This window comes from Sutcliffiella horikoshii, from assembly GCF_008180725.1.
Classification (GTDB): domain Bacteria; phylum Bacillota; class Bacilli; order Bacillales; family Bacillaceae_I; genus Sutcliffiella_A; species Sutcliffiella_A horikoshii_B.
The window spans coordinates 592,295-618,979 of sequence record NZ_VTEV01000002.1; the positions used below are offsets into that span (position 1 = coordinate 592,295).

23 protein-coding genes and 1 pseudogene are annotated in these 26,685 nt (G+C 42.7%); 20 read left to right on the forward strand and 4 right to left on the reverse strand.

Going from position 1 to position 26,685, the window contains the following annotated elements:
• Positions 1-42: 42 nt before the first annotated feature.
• From FZC76_RS06690 to FZC76_RS06700, 3 genes are all read left to right on the forward strand, one after another.
• On the forward strand, positions 43-1,494 hold the full coding sequence (locus tag FZC76_RS06690) for an MBOAT family O-acyltransferase (RefSeq protein WP_148987469.1): 1,452 nt from the start codon (positions 43-45) through the stop codon (positions 1,492-1,494).
• A 51-nt stretch (positions 1,495-1,545) separates the two neighbouring features.
• Positions 1,546-2,451 (forward strand): hypothetical protein, encoded by a 906-nt coding sequence (locus tag FZC76_RS06695; RefSeq protein WP_148987470.1) that lies wholly within the window; start codon positions 1,546-1,548, stop codon positions 2,449-2,451.
• Positions 2,452-2,593: 142 nt separating this feature from the next.
• Positions 2,594-3,601 carry a DUF1646 family protein gene (locus tag FZC76_RS06700; protein ID WP_148987471.1) on the forward strand — a complete coding sequence of 336 codons (1,008 nt, stop codon included), beginning with the start codon at positions 2,594-2,596 and terminating at the stop codon, positions 3,599-3,601.
• A 223-nt stretch (positions 3,602-3,824) separates the two neighbouring features.
• Here FZC76_RS06700 and FZC76_RS06705 read toward each other — a convergent pair whose 3' ends face one another.
• Complete coding sequence (locus FZC76_RS06705; RefSeq protein WP_148987472.1) at positions 3,825-4,682, reverse strand: MurR/RpiR family transcriptional regulator; 858 nt, start codon at positions 4,680-4,682, stop codon at positions 3,825-3,827.
• A gap of 172 nt (positions 4,683-4,854) precedes the next feature.
• Between FZC76_RS06705 and gnd the strand changes: the two genes are divergently transcribed.
• The 3 genes from gnd to gntK all read left to right on the forward strand — a co-directional run bounded on the left by gnd (position 4,855) and on the right by gntK (position 8,933).
• Positions 4,855-5,751 (forward strand): phosphogluconate dehydrogenase (NAD(+)-dependent, decarboxylating), encoded by an 897-nt coding sequence (gnd, locus tag FZC76_RS06710; protein WP_148987473.1) that lies wholly within the window; start codon positions 4,855-4,857, stop codon positions 5,749-5,751.
• Positions 5,752-5,987: 236 nt separating this feature from the next.
• Positions 5,988-7,334, forward strand: coding sequence for a GntP family permease (locus FZC76_RS06715; RefSeq protein WP_148987474.1), 1,347 nt, complete (start codon positions 5,988-5,990; stop codon positions 7,332-7,334).
• Positions 7,335-7,394: 60 nt separating this feature from the next.
• Positions 7,395-8,933 carry a gluconokinase gene (gntK, locus tag FZC76_RS06720; protein WP_187441978.1) on the forward strand — a complete coding sequence of 513 codons (1,539 nt, stop codon included), beginning with the start codon at positions 7,395-7,397 and terminating at the stop codon, positions 8,931-8,933.
• 307 nt (positions 8,934-9,240) lie between these two features.
• On the opposite strand, the gene FZC76_RS06725 is transcribed toward gntK, so the two are convergent.
• The gene (locus FZC76_RS06725; RefSeq protein ID WP_262372460.1) at positions 9,241-9,510 is read right to left on the reverse strand and encodes a hypothetical protein; all 270 of its coding nucleotides are present in this window, start codon (positions 9,508-9,510) and stop codon (positions 9,241-9,243) included.
• 150 nt (positions 9,511-9,660) lie between these two features.
• Between FZC76_RS06725 and FZC76_RS06730 the strand changes: the two genes are divergently transcribed.
• The 3 genes from FZC76_RS06730 to FZC76_RS06740 all read left to right on the forward strand — a co-directional run bounded on the left by FZC76_RS06730 (position 9,661) and on the right by FZC76_RS06740 (position 12,293).
• The gene (locus FZC76_RS06730; protein ID WP_148987476.1) at positions 9,661-11,238 is read left to right on the forward strand and encodes a peptide chain release factor 3; all 1,578 of its coding nucleotides are present in this window, start codon (positions 9,661-9,663) and stop codon (positions 11,236-11,238) included.
• A 316-nt stretch (positions 11,239-11,554) separates the two neighbouring features.
• Complete coding sequence (locus FZC76_RS06735; RefSeq protein ID WP_148987477.1) at positions 11,555-11,977, forward strand: hypothetical protein; 423 nt, start codon at positions 11,555-11,557, stop codon at positions 11,975-11,977.
• 97 nt (positions 11,978-12,074) lie between these two features.
• Entirely contained in the window at positions 12,075-12,293 is a 219-nt protein-coding gene (locus FZC76_RS06740; protein ID WP_148987518.1) for a DUF2198 family protein, read from the forward strand.
• A gap of 23 nt (positions 12,294-12,316) precedes the next feature.
• On the opposite strand, the gene FZC76_RS06745 is transcribed toward FZC76_RS06740, so the two are convergent.
• A complete protein-coding gene (locus FZC76_RS06745; protein WP_148987478.1) occupies positions 12,317-12,838 on the reverse strand; it encodes a hypothetical protein in 522 nt (173 codons plus the stop codon).
• A 211-nt stretch (positions 12,839-13,049) separates the two neighbouring features.
• Between FZC76_RS06745 and uvrB the strand changes: the two genes are divergently transcribed.
• Positions 13,050-15,029 carry an excinuclease ABC subunit UvrB gene (gene uvrB, locus FZC76_RS06750; RefSeq protein WP_148987479.1) on the forward strand — a complete coding sequence of 660 codons (1,980 nt, stop codon included), beginning with the start codon at positions 13,050-13,052 and terminating at the stop codon, positions 15,027-15,029.
• Between the two features lie 7 nt (positions 15,030-15,036).
• The gene (gene uvrA / locus FZC76_RS06755; RefSeq protein WP_148987480.1) at positions 15,037-17,913 is read left to right on the forward strand and encodes an excinuclease ABC subunit UvrA; all 2,877 of its coding nucleotides are present in this window, start codon (positions 15,037-15,039) and stop codon (positions 17,911-17,913) included.
• Positions 17,914-17,981: 68 nt separating this feature from the next.
• Here uvrA and FZC76_RS06760 read toward each other — a convergent pair whose 3' ends face one another.
• Positions 17,982-18,389, reverse strand: coding sequence for a hypothetical protein (locus FZC76_RS06760; RefSeq protein ID WP_148987481.1), 408 nt, complete (start codon positions 18,387-18,389; stop codon positions 17,982-17,984).
• Positions 18,390-18,685: 296 nt separating this feature from the next.
• On the opposite strand from FZC76_RS06760, the gene FZC76_RS06765 reads away from it, so the two are divergent.
• From FZC76_RS06765 to FZC76_RS06805, 9 genes and pseudogenes are all read left to right on the forward strand, one after another.
• A complete protein-coding gene (locus tag FZC76_RS06765; RefSeq protein WP_148987482.1) occupies positions 18,686-19,900 on the forward strand; it encodes a DUF4097 family beta strand repeat-containing protein in 1,215 nt (404 codons plus the stop codon).
• A gap of 1 nt (position 19,901) precedes the next feature.
• Positions 19,902-20,102 (forward strand): PspC domain-containing protein, encoded by a 201-nt coding sequence (locus FZC76_RS06770; protein WP_148987483.1) that lies wholly within the window; start codon positions 19,902-19,904, stop codon positions 20,100-20,102.
• On the forward strand, positions 20,099-20,461 hold the full coding sequence (locus FZC76_RS06775; RefSeq protein WP_187441979.1) for a phage holin family protein: 363 nt from the start codon (positions 20,099-20,101) through the stop codon (positions 20,459-20,461). The genes FZC76_RS06770 and FZC76_RS06775 overlap by 4 nt, the downstream gene beginning before the upstream one ends.
• Positions 20,462-20,807: 346 nt before the next feature.
• Entirely contained in the window at positions 20,808-21,746 is a 939-nt protein-coding gene (gene hprK / locus FZC76_RS06780) for an HPr(Ser) kinase/phosphatase (protein ID WP_060664420.1), read from the forward strand.
• 22 nt (positions 21,747-21,768) lie between these two features.
• Positions 21,769-22,635 (forward strand): prolipoprotein diacylglyceryl transferase, encoded by an 867-nt coding sequence (lgt, locus tag FZC76_RS06785; protein WP_148987484.1) that lies wholly within the window; start codon positions 21,769-21,771, stop codon positions 22,633-22,635.
• Between the two features lie 55 nt (positions 22,636-22,690).
• A complete protein-coding gene (locus tag FZC76_RS06790; protein WP_148987485.1) occupies positions 22,691-23,635 on the forward strand; it encodes a nucleoside recognition domain-containing protein in 945 nt (314 codons plus the stop codon).
• Positions 23,625-24,275 carry a pyrophosphatase PpaX gene (gene ppaX, locus FZC76_RS06795; RefSeq protein WP_148987486.1) on the forward strand — a complete coding sequence of 217 codons (651 nt, stop codon included), beginning with the start codon at positions 23,625-23,627 and terminating at the stop codon, positions 24,273-24,275. Before FZC76_RS06790 ends, ppaX begins: the two co-directional genes overlap by 11 nt.
• A complete protein-coding gene (locus FZC76_RS06800) occupies positions 24,268-24,780 on the forward strand; it encodes an acyltransferase (protein WP_148987487.1) in 513 nt (170 codons plus the stop codon). Before ppaX ends, FZC76_RS06800 begins: the two co-directional genes overlap by 8 nt.
• A gap of 333 nt (positions 24,781-25,113) precedes the next feature.
• Positions 25,114-26,479, forward strand: a pseudogene (locus FZC76_RS06805) (IS3 family transposase).
• Positions 26,480-26,685: the final 206 nt, after the last annotated feature.

Below are 26,685 nucleotides of genomic sequence, written 5' to 3' on the forward strand. Positions count from 1 at the left end.
TTATAGAAAACATCTTAAGTTTATTTTTTTACAGGTGGTTGGATGGGTTTTATTTCTATTGAGTTTCTCTTATTTTTTGCAATTATCGTTTTTACTTATTATTTAATCCCTCATCGATTCAGATGGGTTCTCTTAATAGTTGCAAGTTACGTTTTTTACGCAATCTTAAGTATCCAATTTATACCGTTACTACTTGCAAGCACAGTTTTTACCTATTTTTCTGGAATTATTATTGAAAAACAGAAGACAAAAAAACGGAAGAAAAACGCCATGCTCGTGGGAATTTCCGGGCTATTGTTTTTTCTCGGTTGGTTTAAATATGTTAATTTTGTAAATGAATCGCTTCGATCTGTTGCAAGTTACTTTAATTTGAATTATTCGATACCATATCAAGAAATTGTATTGCCATTAGCGATTTCCTTTTATACGTTACAGGCAGTAAGTTACCTTGTGGATATCTACCATGGAAAGCAAAAAGCGGAAAGACATTATGGCTATTTTTCGATATTTTTTGCTTTTTTTCCACAACTGGTTGCAGGACCGATTGAACGTGCCAAGAAATTGCTTCCTCAATTAAAAGCGGAACAAAGTTTAAATTATGAAAATTTAAGCTATGGGATGAAACGAATTGCCTGGGGTTTTTTTAAGAAGACATTAATTGCAGATCGACTAGCTCCAATTGTAGCTAGTGTTTTCGATAATCCTAACCCGACTGGTTCAGAAATAGTACTAGGTACTATTTTATTCTCGATACAATTGTTCGCTGATTTTTCAGCATTGAGTGACATTGCCATCGGTTGTGCTAGAATGCTAGGGATAAAGTTGACAGAAAACTTTAAGCAGCCGCATTTTGCTGTTTCGATATCAGATTTTTGGAGTAGATGGCATATAACGTTCTCTACATGGCTAAGGGACTATATCTTTTTCCCGTTATGTAAGGGGAAAAAGAAAAGAAGTGACATATATGCAGCAATTGTAATTACTTTTTTAGTAAGCGGAATTTGGCACGGAGCCGCTTGGACTTTTGTTATTTGGGGTCTCATTCATGGGTTTTATCGAGTGTTTGGGGATTATACAAAACATTATCGTGAAAAAGCAGCTTCATTTACTCACTTGGATAGGAATCCCGTGTTCCATAAATGGGTGAAAATTACCATAACCTTCCTGCTAGTTTGCTTTTCTAGAGTTTTTTATCGATCAGATTCCGTCACACAAGCGTTTGAAAATGCAAAACTTTTCTTATCCATTAGTTCCTGGAATCCATTGGGAATTGTTAAAGCGTTTGAAATATTTACGCTGCTAGATTTGGTGATTTTTGTATTTTTCTTTATTATTTTTCAACTATTTCAGTATATTGAAAGAAAAAATGTTTCAACATGGAAAATACTATCGCAGCGCCCGACATTTGTTAGATATGCATTCTATATTTTTATTATTCTATCAGTCCTTATATTCGGTGCTTCAGGTGAAGGGTTTATTTATGGGAGATTTTAATACAAATTTCATGGGAAAGAAACAATGCTTTGAAAGGATTTGCTATGTGCTATGGGACGTTTAGTCATCAAGTTAACAATAATCATGACAGTTGTTATATTACTTTTTATGCCAGTAAATAGATTCGTAAAGGATTCTTACGATTACAACATTAGCCATGCAATACTGGCTTTTAAGAAAAATCCATATCCAGTTGATATCATCAACCTGGGTGCATCTCATTCCATGTACGGTTATTATTTTAAGCCTACTGGTTTGTCCCATCTGGACCTAGCACTTCCTGCTCAGACGATTGAATACGACTTTAAATTGTTAAAAGAATATGGCAAGTATCTTAAACCTGGTGGCGTAGTGATCGTTTCCATTTCTCAAATTACATTCGCAAATACTGAGACCAAGAACGTAGGAAATTATTATAAAATTTTGGATCGTAAAGATATTGAACCGTTTAATGTAATTGATTATTACAGTTATTTGTACTTACCAGGGGCAAATAGCGGGAGTTTTCACTCTGCCCTCTCGGGGAAATTGAAAGAATTTAGATGGAATGCTCATCAGCCTTGGGCAAATAACGGTAAGAACTATTCGGAAAGAAAGTATGAGGATGTAGAAAACGAATACAAAGAAGCAGTTGAAACCAATACCATCGAACAAAATGTCCAGCGGCTAAAAGATATTGTAGATTATTGTAAAGCGAAAGGCTACCAAGTAGTATTAACCATGGAGCCAGTTCATCAGTCTTATCAAGAATTTTTAACTGTGGAAGTCATGGATAGATTGGTCTTTCAGTACTTAGAGTCCCTTGATTTAGAGGTCCCATTTTTGAATTATATGAGTGATCAAAGATTCGCAAACAACAAAGATTATTTTATCGATTCCAATCATCTAAATAGTAAGGGAAGAAAAATGTATTCTTGGATTGTATACAGGGATCTTAAGAAATTGGGTTATTTATGAGAGATTATATGTAATGATATCAAAGAGACAGGAGCTTTGTTGGATCCTGTCTCTTCTTTTTTACTCAGGCATGTTTGTCCAATAACTGCATATACATGAACCGTTATCTAATGAATTTCTAGAGACAACGGGAGTGTGGAAAATGGATTTCGGATTGATTTCGATTTTTCTGGTCGTCTTATTGGGACCTTTACTTGTCAAGAAAATAGAAGAAAATATGGAAGTTTTCCTGCTAAGCATGGGGATACTCGCCAGTATGGTAAGTGGAGTTTACAATGAACAGCTTTTCTTCATCGCGGCAACCGATCCCATCTTAATTTCACTCGCCGTCTTAATGGCAGGCCTGGTTTTCAGATGGTTGCAAATTCCTTTTAGCCGAATTCTTCACTTTTTGAAAAATAGAATCCCATTTAAGTTATTTATTTTTCTGCTTGTTGTGTTTCTTGGTTTAATCTCAAGTGTCATTACCGCAATTATTGCAGCGCTCCTATTAGTATTCATTGTGGTTGGGCTAGATCTCGAAAAGAGAGAGCAGATAAGGCTTACAGTTCTTGCTTGTTTTTCTATAGGTTTAGGTGCAGCTTTGACACCGATTGGAGAGCCGTTATCCATCGTGACAATCAGCAAGCTGAACGGGGATTTCTTTTACCTATTAAGGCTGATTGGCAAGGATGTCTTCTTCGCTTTATTGTTATTCGGTTTACTTGCTGCCTTTATGGTGAAAGCACCTGGCTCTAACGAACTGGAGCGGAGTGTGAAGGACAAGGAAAGCTACGAGGAAATTTTTATTCGAGGTTTGAAAATTTACTTTTTTGTGATGGGACTGACTTTTCTTGGTGCAGGATTTGAACCATTTGTCTCCGCCTACTTTTTAGGTATGGATCCTACTGTTTTGTACTGGTTCAATATGTCCTCCGCCATTTTAGATAACGCGACACTGGCCGCTGCAGAAATAAGTGCCGAACTGGACCCGTCAGTCATCCGGGTGATTTTGCTTGGGCTGATGATCAGCGGGGGAATGTTGGTGCCTGGTAACATTCCGAATATCATAGCGGCAGGAAAGCTTGGCATTACAAGTAAAGAGTGGGCACGGCATGGGGTGCCTGTTGGACTGTGTGCGATGGTGGTTTATTATTTTGTGGTGGTGTAGGAATGAAGACAATTATGAGTCTTAAAAAGGTATGAGATTGTCTTCATAATGTGAATGAAGACAATTCTGCTGGGAAAATAGCGTTGAAACTGTCTTCATAAAGAGTATGAAGACAATTTTGCCTCGAAATAAGCTGTGAAACTGTCTTCATGGCCCCAATAACCGATGAAATAAAATAAAGCTGGCTAATTTGTCGTTTGTCCCGACTTCTAGCCAGCTTTATTTATACCCGCTTTACCGATATTGCTGCCCGAACCTTCTGCAGTGCTTCTTTCCCCTCATCCTTCTTCGCCATGAGAACATTCACATAAATGGCATCAATCATTGCAAGCTGGGCGATACGTGAGGCCAATGCCTCAGAGCGATAGTCCGTTTCCTCTGACATCGTATAGAGTGCCATGTCCACACCTTGGCTTAAAGGAGACTTGGCAAAGTTCGTGATGCCGATTGTCTTCACTCCGTTTGCTTTTACCACCTCAAGAATGTGCATCATGTCCTTCGATGCTCCAGTATGTGAAATGATGATGGCGACGTCTTCGTTCGTCAGTTGGCTTGCTGACATAAGCTGCATGTGGGTGTCAGACTGAACGTTCACCGAAACACCTGTCCGAATTAGTTTATGGTAAGCGTCCATTGCAATGACGTTAGAGCCGCCACTCCCGAACAACTCGACCTTGCGAGCCCCTAAAATAGCGCCAATCACCTCGTGAAATGCCTGTTCATCAAGGATTTTCAAAGTATCTTCAAGTGTTTTTATATTGGAACGGAAAACTTTTTCCGCAATCGTTTTTTCACTGTCGTGTTCCATGATATTTTCATGAATATCTTGGATTGGTTCCACAATTTCCGTTGCGAGTGCAATTTTCATCGCCTGGTAGCCTTTAAAGCCGATCCGCTGACAAAAACGGAATACGGTGGAGTCCGCTACACCGAGATCATCTGCTACCTGGTTGATGGTGCTGTGGACAATTTTCTGTGGATTATTGAGGATATAGTCCGCGATGACTTGCTCCTTCCCCTTAAACTGTGGATAGTGGGAACGTATGCGCATCATGCAGTATTGCGTTTCCTGCGTGTTCATGGTGCGACCCTCCAGAAATAGTAATCTATTATCTATCATAAAGAGGTTTCAAAAAAAAAGAAACTATTTTTTGATAACGCTTGCATTTTGGGGAATTTTTTTTCATAATAGGAACAATACAAAAAATATTTTTCGATACATACTTGTGCATGAGAAGGGAGTTTCTTTTAATATGAAACTAGCAATGATTGGTTTAGGCAAAATGGGATACAACTTAACGTTGAATTTAATAGATAACAATCATGAAGTAGTCGCTTTTGATGTTGAAAATGAGAACGTTGTCAAAAGTGAACAGGCAGGAGCAATCGGAGCATACTCCATCGAGGAGGCACTAAGCAAACTAGACTCTCCAAAAGTGATTTGGATGATGGTGCCGGCTGGTGAGATTACAGAAAATGTGCTATCAGAAATTAGTAGTTTCGTAACAGAAGGAGACATCATCATTGATGGTGGCAACTCCAACTACAAAGATACATTAAAACGAGCAGAAGAGCTGGCGGTAAAAGGTGTCCACTACTTGGATGTCGGTACAAGCGGAGGAATGGAAGGAGCTCGCAACGGGGCTTGCACCATGGTTGGTGGAAACGAAGAAGCGTTTAAACACGTGGAGGCGCTTTTCCAAGATATTTGTGTAGAAAACGGCTACTTATATGCTGGGAAATCCGGTAGCGGTCACTTCTTGAAAATGGTTCACAATGGGGTCGAATACGGTATGATGCAAGCAATTGCTGAAGGCTTCGACATCCTGGAAAAAAGTGATTTCGATTTTGACTATGAAAAAGTTGCCAGAGTCTGGAACAACGGCTCGGTTGTACGATCTTGGCTGATGGAACTCACAGAAAATGCATTCAGCAAAGACGCCAGATTAGAAGGTATCAAAGGCGTTATGCACTCATCCGGTGAGGGTAAATGGACAGTAGAGACAGCTCTCGACCTCCAAGCCGCAGCACCAGTCATCGCCTTGTCCCTTATGATGCGCTACCGCTCCCTAGAGCCCGACACTTTTTCAGGGAAAGTAGTTGCAGCACTTCGCAACGAATTCGGCGGACACGCAGTGGAGAAGAACTAAAAAAAGGCATTTTTGTTACCTGGGCAAAGCGTGATGGTAGCCGAAAAGTGATTTTGGCACGAACTCGGTGCGTTTTGACACGAACTTGATGTGTTTTGGCACGAACTTGATGTGTTTTGGCATCAACTTGCCTCATTTTGGCACGAACTTTCAAGAATGCTTGCTCAGGTATTATCATAAGCAAAATCAACCACAAATTTACTCATTATGATAGATCACTAAAGGAGGAACAAAACATGTCAGGATCCATGCTAATCCTAATCGCAGCAGCCGCAATATTCGTCCTACTATTCCTAGTTATTCGCACCAAACTACACGCATTCGTAGCCCTGCTGCTAGTCAGTTTACTAGTAGGTATCGCAGCAGGCATGCCGTTAAATGAAGTAATCGCATCCGTCCAAAACGGAATGGGAGGCACCCTCGGCTTCGTGGCAGTCGTAGTCGGACTTGGTGCGATGTTCGGTAAAATGCTAGAAGTATCAGGTGGAGCAGAAAGACTTGCTCAAACTTTAATGAAAAGATTCGGTGAAGAAAAGTCCCAGTGGGCGTTAGGTATTACAGGTTTCTTAGTAGCAATCCCCGTATTCTTTGATGTTGGTTTCATCATTTTAGTGCCAATCGTGTATGGCTTGGCGAAGAAAACAGGGAAATCCCTTTTACACTACGGTATTCCATTGCTGGCAGGACTTGCTGTAACGCACAGCTTTATCCCACCAACACCTGGACCAATTGCAGTAGCTGATTTAATCGGCGCAGACCTTGGATGGGTAATCCTGTTTGGTGTTATCGCTGGTATCCCGGCTATGATTCTAGCTGGTCCGGTTTTCGGTAAATATATTGGCAAAAAAATTCATGTGGTTGTACCAAAATACATGGAAATCGATGAAGATAAGGTGTATGAAAAGGATCTTCCAGGCTTCGGACTGATTGCTTCTATTATTCTAGTACCTTTAGTGTTGATCTTAGTGAATACGTTTTCAACGGTTATTTTTGAAGAAGGTCACATCGTTCGAGAGATTACAACATTCGTCGGTCACCCGTTCGTAGCGTTAACGATAGCAACATTATTGACGTTCTATTTCCTTGGAACGAAGCGCGGTTACACAAAACAAGATGTACAAGACATTGCAACTAAAGCGCTTGAACCTGCAGGTATTATCATTCTTGTAACTGGTGCGGGTGGGGTGTTCAAGCAAGTACTAATTGACTCTGGTGTTGGCGATGTACTAGGTGAAATGATGGCAGGTTCTGCATTGCCTCCAATCGTTCTTGCGTTCTTGATTGCATCAGCAGTCCGTGTAGCACAAGGCTCCGCAACTGTTTCCATGGTAACAGCTGCAGGTCTAATCACACCGCTAATCGGTATCATGGGTCTTGATGGACCTGTACTTGGTCTAATCGTTATCTCCATTGCTTCCGGTGCAACGGTTCTATCTCACGTAAACGACTCCGGATTCTGGTTGGTGAACAGATACTTCGGTCTTGATGTAAAAGATACATTAAAATCTTGGACAGTCATGGAAACCATCATCGGACTTGTAGGTTTTGCAGTAGCGGTAATTCTTGGTATATTTATAGGATAAGTTAAAGTAGGGTCAAGGAGCTATTTCCTTGGCCCGTTGTGATTTTGAATCAAGGAGGACATCGCCATGACAACATACATGCTAGGCGTTGATATAGGAACAACAAGCACAAAGGCAGTGCTTTTTACGAAGGAAGGAAAAATAGAAAGCCAACATGCCGTGGAATATCCCTTGTACACTCCTGAAATGGGAGCGGCTGAACAGGATCCCGACGAAATTCTCGAAGCGGTGGCTGTTTCCATCAGAGAAACGATTCTTAAAAGTGGCATCGATACCACAGACCTTTCCCATGTTAGCTTCAGTGCGGCGATGCATAGTCTGATTGCCGTGGATGAAGCAGGTATTCCCTTGACCAAAAGTATCACATGGGCCGACCAGCGAAGTGAGAAGTGGGCAAAGAAAATTAAAAAGGAATGGGACGGCCATGAGATTTATCTGAGAACAGGGACACCGATTCATCCGATGTCTCCTTTGTCTAAGTTAGTTTGGTTGCGAAACGAACACCCTGCAATTTTTGAAAAAGCATCTAAATTCATCTCCATAAAAGAGTACGTGTTCCACAAGTTGTTTGGAGAGTACGTTGTGGATCATTCGATTGCTTCGGCAACAGGAATGCTGAATCTGAAAAAATTGGATTGGGACGCGGGTGCACTAGGAGTTGCCGGTGTAACACCTAGCAAGCTGTCTCGTCTTGTGCCAACTACCGAAATCATTACAGGATTACAACCAGAATGGTCAGTGAAATTGGGTCTGCCTGCTGATGTGAAATTTGTAATTGGTGCAAATGACGGCGTGCTTTCCAACCTTGGGGTAAACGCTGTCCAGCCGGGCGTGGTCGCATTGACGATTGGGACAAGCGGCGCCATCCGTACCGTCGCGGACAAGCCGGTAACCGATCCGAAGGGAAGAACATTTTGCTATGCACTGACCGAAGACCACTGGGTTATTGGCGGACCCGTCAACAATGGCGGCATGATTATGCGCTGGCTTCGTGATGAATTTTGCCAGGCGGAAGTGGAAGAGGCAAAAGCACTTGGCGTCGATCCGTATGATGTGATGACAGCTAAAATTTCTCAAGTGAAACCTGGAGCGGAAGGTGTTCTTTTCCATCCTTATCTGACAGGTGAACGTGCACCATTGTGGAACGGAAACGCACGCGGTTCCTTTTATGGACTTGGCATCCACCATAAAAGAGAGCACATGATGCGCGCGGTATTAGAAGGAATCAATCTTAACCTTTATACGGTCTTGTTGGCATTAGAGGAGATTATCGGTATTCCGGAAAAGATTCATGCAACAGGCGGATTTGCTCGCTCAGAAGTATGGTGCCAGATGCTTTCTAACATTTTCAATCAGGAAGTAAGTATCCCGGAAAGTGTGGAAAGTTCTTGTCTTGGTGCTGCGGTTCTTGGGTTGTATGCACTTGGTGAAATTGATTCGTTTGATGTGATGAATGAGATGGTAGGTACGACGAATGGGTATGTTCCGGACCAAGCGGAAGTGGAAGTGTATAAGGAACTGACGCCTTTGTTTATCCGATTGAGCCGATTGTATGAGCAGGAGTTTGATGCGGTGGTGGCGTTTCAGCAGAGGAAATGATGTAGATTGGATGAGCGGTTGATTTCCGTTCCAGGCGCTTCGCTTGCCTGCGGGCGGTCCGGGAGCCTCCTCACTTCGTTGCGGGGTCTCCCCAGTCCCTTCCTCCCGCGGGCGTCTGCGCGCCTTCCACCGCAATCAACTGGAAACAACATTGAATGAAAAAACTTCATGCAATTTTTATATAAGATAGGATTTGTAAAAGCATTCTGTTGATCATTGCAGCAACCTAGCTGTTGATTGGAGCGAAAGGCTGAGACTCCGGCGGGAGGCAGCGGTATCTTGAGACCCCACAGCGCAGTGAGGAGGCTCAAGCACACGCCCCGCGGAAAGCGAAGCCTGGCGCGGAAATCAACAGCGGCGTAAATGGAACACAAAAATAAAGAACGACATTCTCCCGGTCACCACCATAGCGAGATTGTCGTTCTTTTTTGTACAACTGATTCAGTTTTTCTTTTTTCGTCTTGGTTGTTTTGGTTGTAAGGTTTGCAAGGGCGTAAGTGCCGCGACCGTTTTCTGGATTGCGCTTGCCTTCTCGGACTTGCTTGTCACGCAGCTTTTTTGCATTACTTTTTGCCAAAATGATCACTCCTAACATATATTTACAAAGAGTATAACCGAGAATAGGAATAATGGAAATAGGTTTTCGTTGGATTGCTATATTTTTCTCAAGCTGATTTCTGTTATAATAGCACTATTGTGTAATTTTTGAGAGGTAGGTACGGAAACTGTGAAAAATGAACTTTTAAATAAAGAGATAGACCGCCGCAGAACCTTTGCGATTATATCCCATCCTGATGCCGGGAAAACGACCTTGACGGAGAAACTTCTTTTATTCGGTAACGTTATTCGTTCAGCAGGTACGGTAAAAGGGAAGAAGTCTGGGAAATTTGCAACATCTGACTGGATGGAAATTGAGAAGAAACGTGGAATCTCGGTAACATCGAGTGTTATGAGTTTTGAGTATATGGATAAACATATTAACATTCTTGATACCCCAGGACACGAAGATTTCAGTGAAGATACGTATCGAACGTTAACTGCCGTGGACAGCGCCGTTATGATCATCGACTGCACGAAAGGGGTAGAGCCACAGACTATCAAGCTTTTCAAGGTTTGTCGTATGCGTGGTATTCCGATTTTCACGTTTATCAATAAGTTGGACCGTGAAGGGAAAGAGCCGCTTGCGCTTTTAGAAGAGATTGAAGAAGTACTAGGTATCGAGTCTTATGCGATGAACTGGCCTGTCGGGATGGGGAAACGCTTCTTGGGTGTATACGACCGTTACAACGAAGTGTTCATTCGTTATCAAGGAAAAGATGAAGAGGATCGCATTCCGTTCAAGGAACTGGATGCTGTGGAGGAGATTTCTACTCACCCGACTTTTATTCAAGCAAAAGAAGATTTTGAACTGTTGGAAGAAGCAGGGAACGACTTTGATATTAACAAAGTGAAGAATGGCTTGCAGACTCCTGTGTTCTTCGGAAGTGCCATCTCCAACTTTGGTGTGGAAATGTTTTTCCGTACGTTCTTGGATCTTGCAAGCGAGCCGCAGCCGCGTCAGACAGAAGAGGGGAAAGTAGAGCCGAAATCTACAGAGTTCTCGGGCTTTATTTTCAAAATCCAGGCGAACATGAACCCCGCTCACCGCGACCGTTTGGCATTCTTGCGCATTTGTTCCGGTGTGTTTGAGCGTGGAATGACGGTACAGGTAAGCAGAACAGGTAAATCCATTAAATTGACTCAGTCCCAACAGTTCTTGGCATCTGACCGTGAGACGGTAGACCATGCCTACCCTGGTGACATCATCGGTATTTATGATCCGGGTGTGTATCAGATTGGCGACTCTCTGTTCAGCGGCGGCAATCAAAAAGTCGAATTCGACGAGATCCCGACGTTTGCTCCTGAGCTTTTCGTAAAAGTAGAAGCGAAAAACGTCATGAAAGGGAAGCAATTCGGAAAAGGTATCACTCAGCTTGTGCAGGAAGGTGCCATCCAGTTGTTCCGTCAATACGGTACAGAAGCCTATATTCTCGGAGCGGTTGGTCAGCTTCAATTGGACGTATTCGAGTACCGCATGAAGGGCGAGTACAATGTGGAAGTCGTTTACAACATGATTGGCTCGAAAATTCCGCGTTGGTTGGAAAGCCAAGACGTGGATACTTCGTTGTTTGACTCCCGTAACATTTTGGTGAAAGACCGTAACGACCAGTATGTTGCATTGTTTGATAATGACTTTTCCTTACGTTGGTTTCAAGATAAGAACCCGAAAGTCGGCTTGATTGATATTATGGCGGATGAGGACTAAGTTTTTATTTATATGAAGCTCAGAATACCCTTTCAGGCAGGGTGTTTTGGGCTTTTTTGTTGGATGAAGACACTTTCAAGGGAGTTTTCTTGTTGAAAATGTCTTCATAAGTGTGATGAAGACAATCCCGGGGAAGTTTTTTGGTTGAGAGTGTCTTCATGATGTGAATGAAGACACTTTCGAGAGATTTTTGCGGTTGAGAATGTCTTCATCACTTGGCTAGATAATTTAATGCCAACAAATGAGGAGAAACCCTAAAAAACTTGGTTCCCCGGACGATATAATAACAAAAAGCACGGGATTAGGGGGCAGCTTGGTGGGTGATCAAAAGGATAAGTTAATGTGGCTAGGGCTATACAGAACAAGACATTTTGTAGTCGGTGGGATGACCATTTTACAAGTGAACGGCCGTGAGGTGACGACGGGCAGTACGAAAGTGTACATGGAAGAGCTAAATATGGAGAAATTGCGCTTTATCAGTAGGGTGCAGATTCCTGAAGACAGTAATGTTCTTTTAGGATTAAAATTCATGGTTGCCAATCAGTTGCTTGAATTTAAAGCCAATATCCTTGGAGTTCAGGCAAATGTAAAAAAGAGAAGATATACATACTTGGTAGAATTTTTAATTGAAAATGATAACGACAGACAGTCCCTCCTTACATTTGTAAATAAAATTCAGTTGGCGAATAAACAAAAGAAATTGAGAAGCGTGGCAGAGATAGCTGTGGAAGTGGAATAATGAGTGCATGAATTCTCTTTATACAGAGCTAAAAAAACTGCTATACTAACAATAGAAGATTTTCGGATGAGATAGAAAAGAGGTTTTCAGATTGTTGGTGAAGCTGGTTTTAGCATTGATTATCCCTGCGCTGCTCGTGGTCCTTTTTACAAGAGTAACCTATAACCTGTATGTAGGTACAGGTTTGGCGGTAGCCCTCATTTTAGTTTCCATTTTTAAAGGACATGGGAACGAATGGTTTGTTATTGTTGTGGACGTCCTTTCTTTAGTGATTGGATTTTTATATGCAAGAAAAATGGTAGGGAAATTCAAATAAAAAGAGGGAGCGGCTTTTCCGGATTACGGAAGGTCTGCTCCCTCTTTTGCTTGTTGGGCTGCTTGTTGGTAGGTGAACAATGCTTCTTGTTCTTCAGCTGTTGTGGAAACTAGTCTGGCAGGTCTCACTACCCAAAGTGGGTCTTTGCCAAATGTCTCTCCATAACCTGTAAGAACTCCTTCAAAAGTAAGAACGTCCCCAACTTTAGGTGGGGGGGTTAAATCATCTGCAAAAGTAACAAGAATGGCCGGGAGTAGCGGTTCCTGCAGTTCATAAGTAGAATTGTTTTCTACACGCGTCACCGTTGCAGTCCACCTAACTGACTTGTCTTTATTAGCTTTGATGAAATCATGGACATACGCTCCATTCACTTCACTGTAGGTCAATTCTTCCTCGGGACGTTCCAATGCACGTTCATCTAGATAAGGAAAATCTAGCGTTTCTTCTGGAATATCGTGGGACGAGCACCCCGCCATGAATATAATCAGCCAAGCTAAGCGGAACATTTTTCTATTGTTAGTACTGCCAAAAAACTTTTTCATCATAAATCTCCCTAAATGAAGTTTCCGATTCCCAATACATGATAATGATAAGAATATAGAAAACATTATTTAAACGCAACATAGACGGGTATAGAGAAAAGAGATAATTTTTATAAAAAACACGAATATCAGTTCGTATTTTTGTTTTTTTAGGGCAATGTTGTGATAGAATATTGGTAGAGGTTAGATGAACGGAAATGGAGGCTTTTTGTGGATGGAACAGTTTGAGTTAGTTTCTGGATATAAGCCGGATGGAGATCAGCCGACCGCGATCGCGGAGATTGTAGAAGGCATCAAAAACGGAAAAAAGCATCAGACACTTCTTGGCGCAACAGGTACAGGTAAGACGTTTACTGTCTCCAATGTGATACAGGCAGTAAACAAACCGACATTAATTATCGCCCACAACAAGACGTTGGCAGGGCAATTATATAGTGAGTTCAAGGAATTTTTCCCTAACAACGCAGTCGAGTATTTTGTTAGTTATTATGATTACTATCAGCCAGAAGCGTATGTACCTTCCACTGATACATTCATAGAAAAAGACGCAAGCATCAATGATGAAATTGATAAGCTCCGCCACTCGGCAACGGCTTCCCTTTTTGAGCGTAACGACGTTATCATCATCGCCAGTGTGTCCTGTATCTATGGCTTGGGGTCACCGGAGGAATATCGTGACCTTGTTGTCAGCTTAAGAACAGGTATGGAAAAAGAACGAAATGTGTTACTGCGCGACTTAGTAGACATCCAGTACAGCAGAAATGATATTGACTTCAAGCGCGGGACATTCCGGGTTCGCGGTGATGTGGTGGAGATTTTTCCGGCATCCCGTGACGAACACTGCATTCGCGTGGAGTTTTTCGGCGACGAAATAGATCGTATACGAGAAGTGGATGCACTAACAGGGGAAATTCTTGGAGATCGTAACCATGTTTCCATTTTCCCGGCCTCCCACTTCGTAACCCGCGAAGAGAAGATGAAAAAAGCCATTGTCAATATTCAGGCAGAATTAGAAGAGCGACTGGAAGAACTTCGCGAAGCAGGCAAACTGTTAGAAGCGCAGCGACTGGAGCAGCGGACCCGTTATGACCTTGAAATGATGGCGGAAATGGGTTTTTGTTCTGGAATTGAGAACTACTCCCGTCACCTGACACTGCGTCCGGCTGGCTCGACACCATACACCCTAATGGATTTCTTCCCAGAAGATTTCTTGCTGGTAATTGATGAGTCCCACGTTACGCTTCCTCAAATCAGAGGGATGTTTAATGGAGACCAGGCAAGAAAGCAAGTCCTGGTAGACCATGGGTTCCGCCTGCCGTCTGCTAAGGATAACCGTCCTTTAAGGTTTGAGGAATTTGAAAAGAAAACCGCTCAACTTGTCTATGTTTCTGCAACACCAGGACCATACGAGCTAGAGCATACACCAAAAATGGTGGAACAGATCATCCGACCGACCGGACTGCTAGATCCAATCATTGAAGTTCGTCCGATTAAAGGACAAATTGACGACTTGATCGGTGAAATTCATCAGCGAGTGGAAAAGGATGAAAGGGTCCTTGTCACTACCTTGACGAAGAAGATGTCAGAGGATCTTACCGCGTACCTGAAGGAGCTCGGTATTAAAGTTGCGTACCTGCATTCTGAAATCAAGACGCTTGAGCGGATTGAGATAATTAGGGAACTGAGAATGGGTAAACATGATGTCTTGATCGGAATCAACCTTTTGAGAGAAGGTCTCGATATCCCGGAAGTTTCCCTTGTCACCATTCTCGATGCAGACAAAGAAGGTTTCCTTCGTTCTGAACGCTCCTTGATTCAAACCATCGGACGTGCGGCCCGTAACTCAAACGGTAAAGTCATCATGTATGCTAATAAAATAACAAAATCCATGGATATTGCAATAAATGAAACAAAACGTCGCCGTGAAATTCAAGAGGCTTATAACCAAGAGCATGGCATAACGCCGACAACGATCAAGAAAAAGGTTCCGGAACTTATCCGAGCGACTTTCGTAGCCGAGGAAGATGGCAATTACGAAGGCAAAGTACCAACACTCAGACCGAAGAACAAGAAAGAAAGAGAAAAGCTCATAGAAAGCATGGAGCAGGAAATGAAAGATGCGGCAAAAGCGCTCGATTTCGAACGTGCAGCCGAGCTTCGTGACCTCATCTTGGAGCTCAAAGCGGAAGGATGACATAAGGATGGCAATGGATAAAATAGTAGTAAAAGGGGCCAGAGCCCATAACCTAAAAAACATTGATGTAACGATTCCCCGCGATAAATTAGTGGTGCTCACGGGGCTTTCAGGATCGGGGAAATCCTCTCTAGCCTTTGACACCATCTATGCAGAAGGACAACGCCGTTATGTGGAGTCCCTATCTGCCTATGCGCGCCAATTCCTTGGACAGATGGACAAACCGGATGTGGATGCCATTGAAGGGCTTTCCCCTGCCATCTCTATTGATCAGAAAACGACAAGCCGTAACCCTCGTTCAACCGTGGGAACGGTAACCGAAATCTATGATTATCTTCGTCTTCTTTTTGCAAGGGTAGGTAGGCCGACATGTCCAAAACACGGTATCGAGATATCTTCTCAAACCATCGAACAAATGGTAGACCGTATCATGGAATACCCCGAACGGACCAAACTTCAAATTTTAGCGCCTGTGATTCAAGGCCGTAAAGGGACGCATGTGAAAACACTTGAGGATATAAAAAAGCAAGGTTATGTGCGGGTGCGGGTGAACGGTGAAATGATGGAAATATCCGACGATATTGAGTTGGAAAAGAACAAAAAGCATTCCATTGAAGTAGTAATAGACCGTATCGTTGTAAAAGAAGGCGTAGAAACCCGTCTGTCAGATTCATTAGAATCGGCTATCAGGCTTGGGGAAGGAAAGGTGATTGTGGATGTAATTGGGGAAGAGGAACTGCTCTTCAGCGAGCATCACGCTTGTCCACAATGTGGATTCTCTATTGGTGAATTAGAACCAAGAATGTTTTCCTTTAACAGCCCTTATGGAGCATGCCAGAAATGTGATGGTTTAGGCACAAAGCTTGAAGTGGACATTGATTTGGTGTTGCCTAATAAGAACCTCAGCCTCAAAGAGCATGCACTTGCACCTTGGGAGCCAACAAGTTCACAATATTATCCACAAATGCTGCAAGCTGTTTGCAATCACTACGGCATTGACATGGAGGTACCAGTAAAGGATATCCCCAAGAATCTTTTGGATAAAATTCTTTATGGTAGTGGTAAGGAAGAAATTTACTTCCGCTACGAAAATGACTTTGGCCAAGTGAGGGAAAACTATATCATCTTTGAGGGAGTTATCCCCAATGTGGAAAGACGCTATAAGGAGACGAGTTCCGACTACATCCGTGAACAGATGGAAAAGTATATGGCTCAGCAACCATGTCCTACTTGTAAAGGGAACCGTTTGAAGTTAGAAAGTTTATCCGTACTTATCAACAATAGGCATATCGGAAATGTGACGAACTTTTCTATAGTCGAAGCTCTGGATTTCTTTGAGAGCCTTGAGCTGACGGAAAAGGAAAGAAAGATTGCCAATATGATTTTGCGTGAAATCGAGGAACGCCTCGGCTTCTTGAATAATGTCGGGCTGGATTATTTGACGATGAGTCGTGCTGCCGGAACGCTTTCTGGTGGAGAAGCACAACGGATTCGTCTGGCAACCCAAATTGGTTCAAGACTTACCGGAGTTCTTTATATCCTGGATGAGCCGTCTATCGGACTTCATCAGCGAGACAATGACCGATTGATTCAAACGCTTAAGAACATGCGTGATATAGGTAATACGTTAATTGTAGTCGAGCATGATGAAGACACCATGATGGCAGCGGATTATTTGCTTGATATCGGACCAGGGGCAGGTGTTCATGGAGGTCAGGTAATTTCAGCTGGTACACCTGAGGAAGTAATGAACGACGAAAGCTCTTTGACCGGTCAATATCTGTCAGGCAAGAAGTTCATTCCACTTCCGACAGAAAGAAAAGTCGTCAAGGACCGCTTCATTGAAATAATCGGTGCGAACGAAAACAACTTGAGTAATGTAGATGTGAAAATTCCGCTTGGGTGTTTTGTGGCAGTAACAGGGGTGTCAGGATCAGGGAAAAGTACGCTGATCAATGAAATTTTGCATAAGGCTCTTGCGCAGCGTTTGCATAATGCGAAAACCAAACCTGGCCAACATAAAGAGATCCGGGGAATTGACCACCTTGATAAAGTAATTGATATCGATCAGTCTCCAATTGGAAGAACGCCACGTTCTAACCCAGCGACCTACACAGGGGTATTTGATGATATCCGTGATGTATTTGCTTCTACCAATGAAGCGAAAGTGCGAGGATATAAGAAAGGTCGTTTCTCTTTCAATGTGAAGGGTGGCCGCTGTGAGGCATGTCGTGGGGATGGAATTATCAAGATTGAAATGCATTTTCTTCCTGATGTGTATGTGCCGTGTGAAGTGTGTCATGGTAAACGTTATAATCGTGAAACGCTTGAAGTGCAGTATAAAGGGAAAAATATAGATGATATTTTGAAAATGACCGTTGAGGATGCAGTGAGTTTCTTTGAAAACATACCGAAAATTAAGAGGAAGCTGCAGACTATTTACGATGTTGGCTTAGGTTATATTACACTCGGTCAACCGGCAACCACTCTATCTGGTGGGGAAGCGCAACGTGTCAAACTTGCATCAGAGTTGCACCGTAGATCTACAGGTCGCTCTCTATATATCTTGGATGAACCGACGACAGGCTTACATGTGGATGATATCTCGAGACTGTTGAAGGTGCTACAACGACTAGTAGAGAATGGGGATACCGTTCTCGTAATTGAGCATAATTTAGATGTTATCAAAGCGGTGGATTACATGGTCGACCTTGGTCCTGAAGGTGGAGACAAAGGAGGCAGTATTATTGCCACCGGTACACCAGAAGAGGTCATTGAGGTCGAAGCTTCTTATACTGGGCAATACCTCCGACCGGTTTTACTACGTGACCGTGATCGAATGGATCAGAAAGTAAAACAAGTCGAAGCGGTTAGTAAAGGGTGACTTTGAGAATTAGATGAAAAAGGAGGAAGGTTAAGCCAATTAGGCAACCATCCTCCTTTTTTATATTTCTACTGGTTTGTCTCTTGTTCTTGAACTTTCTTTTCAATAATATCTTGTAAGAATCGAACATCCATCTCATAGGTTTTGTCTTTGAAACGAATTTCGCCAGTATTTTCGTTTAGTTTTCCTTTAAGATGAAATGAGGCACTTTGAATCTTGTACTCTTTTGACACTTCATCATAGTGAAAATTTGCTTTATCTATTTCGTTCGTCACGACTGGACGAATGGTATTCTCCACATAATTAGAGGAAGACTCAGTGAAATCAGGACCCAGTACACCAAAGAAAATCAAGCCGGCAAGTATCAGCCCAATCATAACAAGTTTAGATAAAATGCTTTTCAAGAAAGGGATCACCACAAATAAAATGACCAGAACAATAATGATTGTCAACAAATGATCCATAATAAAATCCATATCCATTTCACTCCTTCCACACAATCTATACCCAGAAACTAGAACCATTATACCACCTTGAGTGAAGGAGACTCAAAGAATACAAATTGATTTATTATATGCAACAAACTAATAAGACTTGAGGCGTACGACATGGGTATAAAAAATCCTGCCGGGGTCTGACCCCTTTTCGCAAATTTTATGCCAAACTAAGAGTAGAAGCAGAAAGTGAAACTTTTAGTTTAATCAGTCGTAGAAATACTGTAGATGTTTTTAGGAATGTTTAATGGAGTTTATATAAGAGGAGGATGTTATGTATGGAAGAGCGTAAGCGTATTTTGAAGTTGGTGGAGGAAGGGAAGCTGACAGCGGAAGAGGCGATTATTTTATTGGAGAGTTTGGAGAAGAATAGTGAAGAGAAGAGTTTGCGACAGGATGAAATTGTTTCTGAGCTTGCGAAGGATGCAAAAGGGTCTCAGGAAGCGGAGGATAATATTTTTAAGGCCCTATCTACCAAGGTTTTCTCTAATTCTAATTCAAAAAATGAATCAGCAGGCTCTTCGTCAGGTGGCTCCAGCTCTTTTGATAAATCAAAATTTGATTCTTACAGCAAGCAGGCGTCCTCTTTTAAAAATAATATCTTAGATTTTGTTGGAAGTGCGTTGCAGAAGATTAAAGATTTGGACTTGGATTTTAACTTTGGTCCTTCTATCTCAATCCAACATATTTTCCAACAATCGGATGTGCATTTGCAGCATATCGACCTTGATGTGGCGAATGGCGCGGTTAAGGTGGTTCCTTGGAAAGAGAACGATGTGAAGATAGAGTGTGAGGCAAAGGTTTATGAGGAGAACTCACAAGATGATGCGCGGAAAGCTTTCCTGAGTGAAGTACTATTTTCCATAGAAGCTGGGAAACTGCGTTTTTCTGTACAGAAGAAGCATATAAAAGTGAATGCAACGGTTTATGTACCAGAAGAGAAATATGATAGCTTGAATATTCGCATGTTTAATGGGCCGATATCAGGGGAAGGTTTACAGGTAAAGTCGATGAAAATGAAATCGGCAAATGGCTCGTTAACATGGGAGAACTTAAGAAGCGATTACATTGAAGCGGAAACGGCAAACGGTCATATTAAATTGACAGATTGCGACGCGAAAGAAATCGAAGCGGAAACGATTAACGGCATGTTGAAGGTTCGCGGAGATATTGAAAAGCTCGATGTGCAAAGCTTTAATGGGAATGTGGTTGGAGAGTTGACTGGATCTTCCGTCCGTTCCATTATGGCGAAAACCAAAACGGGTAGCGTGGATCTGTTCATTCCAATTGAAAATGCGTTGGAAGCTGAATTGAAAACGAATCTTGGAAGCTTTACTTGTGAGGTTCCAGGAATGGATGTTGTGGAGGAGAAAAATGAAGTGGTGCAAAAGGCGCTTCATTTTAAGGCGAAAAAGGAAGATGCTCCGCTCACATACATTCTTGCGGAAACGACAACAGGCTCTATTTTAATCAAACCATATGAGGTGAAGTAATATGAAACGTCTTATTCGTTCCAAAAACGACCGCAAGCTTGCGGGTGTGCTTGGAGGTCTAGGGAAATATCTAGGGGTAGATTCCAATCTATTGCGTGTTATTTTTGTCATTCTGTTGTTCCCAACAGGAATAATGCCCCTGATTGTCACGTACTTTGTTTTAACTTTTCTACTTCCTAATGAAGAGTCAGAGATACACTGATGAGGTGGGCTATCAGTATTCTCGTTAATGCATTGATATTGATTGTGGTTGCGGGCTATTTTGACTCGTTCCAACTGAGCGGTGTCGGTGCAGCAATCATTGCAAGTTTGATTTTGGCAGTGTTGAATACCATTGTAAAACCAATCCTGGTCATTTTGACTTTGCCTGTTACGCTGCTTAGTTTGGGGTTGTTCTTGTTTGTGATTAATGCGATTACGCTTATGTTGACTGCTTTCTTGATGGGGGATGCATTCAATATTGATGGTTTCGGTACAGCCATTTTAGCAGCGATAGTCATTTCGATTTTAAATCTGTTAATCCAGAAGGCGATTGTCGAGCCATTGCAGAAAAAGAATTAACATGAAACGCGAACCTGAAAGATTCAGGGTTCGCGTTTTTTCTCTGTATGAAACCGCTGTTGTTTTCCGCAAACGGCTTCGCTTTCCGCGGGGGCGACCTTGAGCCTCCTCGGCAAGCCTGCGGGGTCTCAACATTGTCGCTACTTTCCCGCTGGAGTCTACGCCTTTTGCTCCAATCACCAGCTCAGAGATTCCAAATCCTCATATAAATCCCCTCCTCCAAAGCTCCCACTTAATAAAAAAGTCAAATAGTGCTAAAATGAGAAAAGGTTGATTTACATAGGAAGCGTAACACTCATTTTTACATACACATCAGGGTGTTTCCATACTGAAGGAGGTTTTGGCTGTGCCAAAGGTTCGGACAAAGGATCTAATTGAGAAGTTTAATTTTGAATTGATTGGTGGGGAAGAGGGCGTGAATCGTCCGATTGCAACAAGCGATATTTCCCGACCTGGTATAGAGATGGCCGGTTATTTTACCTACTATCCGGCAGAGAGAATTCAGTTGCTCGGAAAAACGGAGCTGTCTTTTTTTGAAAGGCTTACACCGAAGGAAAAAAGAGAGCGTATGAGTCAGCTCTGCACAGACATCACTCCGGGCATCATTGTGTCAAGAGACATGGAAGTTCCGCCTGAACTCGTGGAAGCGGCAGAGTACGAAAGTGTGCCACTTATGCGCTCACCGATGAAAACGACAAGGCTGTCTTCCCATCTGACGAATTATTTAGAAGGGAAGCTTGCACCGACAACCGCAGTACACGGCGTCCTTGTCGACATTTACGGAGTCGGCGTGCTTATCACCGGGAAAAGTGGTGTTGGTAAAAGTGAAACGGCACTTGAGCTTGTAAAAAGAGGGCATCGATTGGTGGCTGATGATTGCGTCGAAATCAGACAGGAAGATACGGATACACTTATTGGTAATTCACCGGAACTGATTGAACATCTGCTTGAAATCAGGGGTCTTGGTATCATCAACGTGATGACCCTTTTCGGAGCGGGAGCGGTGCGCAGCTACAAACGCATTACGCTTGTCATTAATCTTGAGCTATGGGATAAAAACAAGCAGTACGACCGTGTTGGGTTGGATGAAGAAAAAATGAAGATCATTGATTCTGAAGTGACTCGCTTAACGGTACCTGTTCGTCCTGGACGAAACTTGGCTGTAATCATTGAAGTAGCAGCGATGAATTTCCGCTTGAAGAGAATGGGCATGAATGCTGCCGAACAATTCTCCAACCGTTTGTCAGGTGTTATTAATAATGAAAATGAGCATGAAGACATTTAAAAAATAATGGAGTGTGGGGAACATGTTGTTAGGAAACATTGAGCCGTTAAATCCGGTCATGATCAGTTGGCCGATTACGGTTTACTGGTATGGAGCCATTATTGGTACAGGAGCACTGCTTGGATTATGGATTGCCACAAGGGAATCTGAAAGACGTGGACTTAATAAAGATGTATTCGTCGACCTTGTTTTGTTTGCCATTCCGATTGCTATTCTTTGTGCAAGACTATATTATGTTGCGTTTCAGTGGGATCATTATTCTCAAAACCCTGGCGATATTTTGAAGATCTGGGAAGGTGGACTTGCGATTCACGGCGGTCTGATTGGAGCCATCACCACTGGGGTTATTTTTGCAAGAATTCGGGGGATTTCGTTCTGGAAGATTGCCGATATTGGTGCACCAAGTATCATCCTCGGTCAGGCAATTGGCCGTTGGGGGAACTTCATGAACCAGGAAGCCCATGGTGGGGAAGTGACAAGAGAATTCTTGGAGGGGCTTTACCTACCGGATTTCATCATCGACCAAATGTACATTAACGGGACGTACTACCACCCAACTTTCCTTTATGAATCTATTTGGAATTTGTTTGGTTTCGGATTGCTTCTTTTACTGAGAAAAGTGAATCTAAGACGTGGGGAACTCTTCTTAAGTTATGTGATTTGGTATTCGATCGGACGCTTCTTTATTGAAGGAATGCGTACAGACAGCTTGATGCTGACGGAGTCTTTAAGAGTAGCACAAGTTATTTCCATTGGACTGGTCGTCCTTGCCATCGCACTTATCATTGTGCGTCGTGTGCTTGGAATGGCTAACAGACGTTACTTAGATCCAGAAAATAAAGAACGTTACATGGACTCAAAGAAAAATACACCTGAAGCGACCAAATAAGCAAAGCCTCCAACAGAAAAAAATGGAGCGGCTACTTCAAAGGGGGAGGAGCTTCATGATGCAAACATTTAAACGCGGGCTGAAGGTGGGGCTGGGGACGACGTGGACACTGGGGAAAGTTATTTTTCCAGTCACACTCCTTGTCGGCATTCTTCAGCATACACCGGTCCTGCAATATCTTATAAAAGCAATCGCGCCGATTATGGGGATTTTCGGCCTGTCAGGTGAAGCAGCCATCCCGCTTGTCATCGGGAATTTTCTTAACCTGTATGCTGGAATCGGTGCCATCCTTACCTTGGACCTTACCGTAAAAGAAGTCTTTATTTTGGCTGTGATGCTCTCGTTTTCCCATAATCTTTTAGTAGAGTCCACCGTAGCGGCAAAAGTAGGGTTGAAAATATGGGTGATTTTAGCTGTCCGACTCGGCCTAGCTTTTTCTGCGGGCATTATCATCAATTTGGTTTGGAAAGGTGGAGGCGAACTTGCTCAGTATGGCATGGTCGCAAAATCTGAAGAGGCTGTAACAGGCTTTTTCCCTATTATCCTTGATGCCACACAACGTGGTCTGATGGGTATCCTGCAGCTTGCAATTATCGTCATTCCGCTTATGGTTCTTGTGCAATATATGAAGGAGCTTGGTTGGTTGGCTGTGTTCTCTAAGTGGATGGGGCCGTTTACCCGTGTGCTTGGGATGAAAGAGAATACGTCAACTACCATGGCGGCCGGTCTAGTAATTGGCCTTGCCTATGGAGCAGGAGTTATGATTCAGGCGGTTAAAGAGGATAATGTAAGTAAGAAGGATTTGACACTTGCGTTTATTTTTCTCGTTGCCTGTCATGCGGTGGTGGAGGATACGCTTATATTCATTCCGCTTGGCATCCCTGTATGGCCGCTACTAGCGATTCGAATTACAACAGCCATTCTCCTCACGATTGCCGTGGCTTTCATTTGGAAACGGCTAGAACTTGCAAAAAGAAAGGAAGCCTCTTATGACCATTAACACCGTGCTTTTTGATCTAGATGGAACACTAATAGATACAAACGACCTTATTATTGAGTCGTTCCTTCACACATTAAATCATTATTATCCAGATCAGTATGGCCGCGATGATGTCCTTACTTTCCTCGGCCCTCCTCTATACGATACATTCGTAAAAATGGATGAGTCAAAAGTGGACGAAATGATTGCCCATTATCGCGACTTCAATATGACCAAACATGACGAGTATGTAACAGAGTTTGAAGGGGTATTGGAAACAGTAAAGCTTTTGCATGAAAAAGGCCTGAAGCTTGGAATTGTGACAACAAAAATGCGTCAGACTGTAGTAATGGGACTTAAGTTGACGGGCCTTGACCAGTTTTTTGATGTGGTCGTCTGCCTTGATGATGTCTCAAATGCCAAACCAGATCCGGAACCAATCCACCTTGCCCTGCAGCAGCTTGGCTCAACGCCTGAAGAGGCAATCATGGTAGGCGACAACTTTCACGACATTTTAGCAGGAAAAAATGCCGGAACGAAAACGGCAGCAGTAAGCTGGACAATTAAAGGAGTCGAATACCTTCAATCCTTTGAACCTGATTATATGCTCACTCATATGCAAGACTTGTTGCCACTTGTAGGAGTGACCGAGGGTGAGTAGAAGGACGACCCGCTACCCGGTGGAGGGCGCGAATTCCCTATGGCATGTTTACAAAACCGTTCCTTTTATAAAAGTCGTGAAAAACTTTGCTGTCATTCAGATTGCCAGATACACGCCCTTTTTAGGAATGAAAAACTGGCTCTACCGCACATTTTTACGCATGAAGGTAGGCGAGCAAACCTCCTTTGCCTTAATGGTCATGCTTGATGTCATGTTCCCGGAAAAAATAAGCGTCGGCCGGAACACCGTCATTGGCTATAACACCACCATCCTTGCCCACGAATATCTGGTCAAGGAATACCGTCTCGGCGATGTCGAAATAGGAAGCGAAGTTATGATTGGTGCCAACACGACGATCCTTCCCGGTGTCATCATCGGAGACGGGGCCATCGTCTCCGCCGGCACCCTTGTACATAAAGACGTCCCAGAAGGTGCCTTCGTTGGCGGAAACCCAATGCGCGTCATCTACACGAAAGAGGAAATGCAGGAGCGGATGAGGTTTTAACAGGCAGGCTGTAAGGTTGGGTAAAGTTAAGAGTATATTGAGGGCCTTTCCAAAGAGCCAGAGAAGTCTTCATAAGCTGTATGAAGACCTGTCTAGCACGAATTTTGAGCCAGAGAAGTCTTCATACCCTGTATGAAGACCTGCCTAGCACGAATTTTGAGCCAGAGAAGTCTTCATACCCTGTATGAAGACCTGTCTAGCACGAATTTTGAGCCAGAGAAGTCTTCATACTGATATGCTCCCTTTTAAGTAGACAGATAAAAAAACAAAAATCTGTTTCCGCTAAGGGGAGTATTTATTATGTAAAAAAATGCCAGTTCTTTCTCTGTCAAGATCAATGTCATAAAGGCTTGGGAAAAACGAACGCACACTATTACAGATTTAGCCCATATAAATAATGTTAGTCCCTCCACTATATATAATTGGATAGATAGGTATGAGAGTCTGGGGGAGAAAGGTTTATACCCTACCTCGAAGGAGTATACGAAGGAATATAAGCTGAGGGTAGTCCGTGAATACCTTAACGGGGGGTACTCTCAAAAAGAACTTGTTAGGAAGTATGAAATATCAAGTAAATCTGTCCTCCAAAAATGGATTTCAAGGTCTCTTACCAACAAGTATATCAATGGGTGAAAAAGTATGAGAATGGTGGCGAAGAAGCCCTCCAGGATAAACGTGGGAGGAAAAAGGAAGAAGTGGAACTTTCTCCTGAACAGAAGATAAAACGTGAGATGCAGAGGCTGGAAAGGGAAAATGAACGATTGCGAGCTGAGAACGCATTTCTAAAAAAGCTGGAGGAGATCGAAAGGAGGCAAAAATAAGTCAGATACGCCATGAGGAGAAGTATTTAGCTATTCACGAACTTGAACAAGAAGAAGGGTTTTCTATCGTGATGCTCTGTGACATTGCGGAGATTTCCCGGTCTGCCTATTACAAATGGTTGAAACGCGAGCCTTCAAAACGTGAACGGGAAAGTGAAAAATTAATAAAAGAGATTACTACTTTATTCGAAAAAGTGAAGGGGATTTATGGCTATCGGAGAGTGACCATTACTTTAAATCGAAGATTAGGAACATCTTATAACCATAAACGAATCTATAGATTAATGCGTGTTTTAGGCATTCAAAGCATTATTCGAAGAAAAAAGAGCCGTTACAAAAAAGCGATCCCTAATCATATTACCCAAAACTTGCTAAACCGAGAATTCCAAGCGGAAAAGCCAAATGAAAAGTGGGTGACGGACGTTACAGAGTTTAAGTTCGGTAAGGCCACAAAGGCTTATTTGAGTGCGATTCGGGATTTATTTGATGGGGCTATTATTAGTTACGTTTTAGGACTTAAAAATAACAATCAGCTAGTGTTTAAAACCTTGGATCAAGCAACTGCCATGTTGAATGGTGAACAACCGCTTTTACATAGTGATCGAGGGTTTCAATATACCCACCTTGAATTCAAAAGAAAAATTGATAAAGCAAAGATGACTCATAGTATGTCCCGAGTGGGACGATGTATTGATAATGGACCAATAGAGTCTTTTTGGGGGACATTGAAATGCGAGAAGTATTATTTAGAGAAATATGAAACGTTTGAGGACCTTAAAGAGGCGATTGATGAGTACATTCATTTTTATAATCATGACCGTTATCAAAAACGATTAAACGGCCTTAGCCCTTTAGAATACAGGGCTAAGACAGCTTAGTCTTGTTTTATTATTTCGAGTGTCTACTTGACGGGGGGCAGTTCATCACCTCTATGAGGACCTCTCTACTCCTTTTTCCTCGTCACGGAGGTCTTCATCACCCCTATGTGGACCTCTCTACTCTTTTTTCCACGTCACCCAGGTCTTCATCAACTCTATGAGGACCTCTCTACTCTTTTTTCCTCGTCACGGAGGTCTTCATCTCC